This window comes from Neisseria sp. P0021.S006 (genome assembly GCF_051956895.1).
In genome coordinates this window covers 1-1,444 of the sequence record NZ_JBQCWZ010000348.1, presented here as the reverse complement: position 1 = coordinate 1,444, position 1,444 = coordinate 1, and the positions used below count along the sequence as shown (strand labels likewise).

Genomic DNA, 1,444 nt, shown 5'->3' with positions numbered 1-1,444 from the left:
AAGCCATTGAAGAAGGGGCAGATGTTGATTTGCGTACACAGGGCGAATACAGCATTATGAGCGAAGATGCCCTATGGAACGCACTGGGGGAATTTCATCAACTGGCTTGGGAACACCTGCGCTCAAGCGTAAATGCTTTAGACAGATACCAAGGCTAAAACATCAAAGGCCGTCTGAAACTTTTGATTTCTCAAATATGTTCAGACGACCTTTTATTCAAACGGCTGTTCAGTATCTATTTCAATTTGGCGCGTATTTTTCCAAGCAGCAATACAGGTTTCATAATCGGTCAACGCTATTTTCACTGTTAACTTACAATCCAGCTGCAAATCCTGTTCCACAATATCGGCCTGATATTGTTTGGCAATCCGTATAGCCTCATTCAAAACAGGATATTCACACTTCAACCAAACTGTCTTTTCGACATTCTTTTCAACAATTTCAGCTATCGCCAATGCCTGAGCTGTTGATTCCTTATAAGCATGAATCAGACCGGGAACACCCAATAGCGTACCTCCAAAATAGCGCACAACTACAACCAACACATCCGTTACGCCGACAGAATCAATCTGCCCCAGAATAGGGCGACCTGCGCTTCCGGACGGTTCTCCATCATCGTTTGCACGAAACTGCATTCCATCCACACCCAATCGATAGGCGTAGCACCAATGTCGCGCCTTGTGATGCTCTTCCTTTAATGGGTCGAGATACTTCTTCACATCGGCCAAAGTGCGAATCGGATAGGCGTACGCGATGAAGCGGCTGCCTTTATCTTTAAATTCAGCCTGTGTCAGTGTGGTAATGGTTTTATAGGTCGTAATCATGCCAAAATATTTTCAGACGGCCTTTGTTATAAAAGGCCGTCTGAACGTTTCACGTGAAACATTAGTTTTTCAGTGCTTCAGTCAGTTGAGGCACAACTTCAAACAAATCACCAACCAAGCCGTAATCTGCCACATTGAAAATCAGAGCGTCAGCATCTTTGTTGATGGCAACAATCACTTTACTGTCCTGCATACCGGCAACGTGTTGGATAGCACCAGAAATACCGATAGCGAAGTATAGTTGCGGCGCAACCACTTTACCGGTTTGTCCGACTTGGGCATCGTTTGGCGCATACTCGGCATCCACTGCCGCACGGGATGCACCAATCGCTGCACCCAAAGCATCCGCCAATGGAGTTAACACTTCATTGAATTTTTCAGCACTGCCCAATGCACGGCCACCGGAAACAATCACTTTTGCCTGAGTCAATTCAGGGCGGTCAGACTGGGAAAGTTGACGGTTTACGAAACGGCTCAGGTTTTGAGCAGGCGCTGCCTCAACATTGACCACTTCTGCATTACCGCCTTGTCCGGCAGCATCAAATGCGGTTGCACGGAAAGTCAGCACCAGTTTTTCAGAATTGGATTGAACGGTTTCAAATGCATTACCGGCATAAATC

The 1,444-nt window shown here is 46.3% G+C and carries 3 protein-coding genes; 1 reads left to right on the top strand and 2 read right to left on the bottom strand.

What is annotated here, in order from left to right:
- A partial coding sequence (locus tag ACTHUM_RS14005; RefSeq protein WP_440402823.1) for a DUF4298 domain-containing protein occupies positions 1-158 on the top strand: 158 nt, incomplete at its 5' end.
- Between the two features lie 54 nt (positions 159-212).
- Here ACTHUM_RS14005 and ACTHUM_RS14000 read toward each other — a convergent pair.
- Both ACTHUM_RS14000 and ACTHUM_RS13995 read right to left on the bottom strand, forming a co-directional pair.
- Positions 213-824, bottom strand: a complete 612-nt coding sequence (locus ACTHUM_RS14000; protein WP_440403172.1) for an IMPACT family protein — start codon at positions 822-824, stop codon at positions 213-215.
- A 61-nt stretch (positions 825-885) separates the two neighbouring features.
- Positions 886-1,444, bottom strand: a 559-nt coding sequence (locus tag ACTHUM_RS13995; RefSeq protein WP_440403171.1) for an electron transfer flavoprotein subunit alpha/FixB family protein, incomplete at its 5' end; no start/stop codon positions are given.

Bases quoted from the DNA above. Each gene is read 5' to 3' on its own strand.
- ACTHUM_RS14000 (WP_440403172.1), bottom strand. From the start codon at position 824: ATGATTACGACCTATAAAACCATTACCACACTGACACAGGCTGAATTT.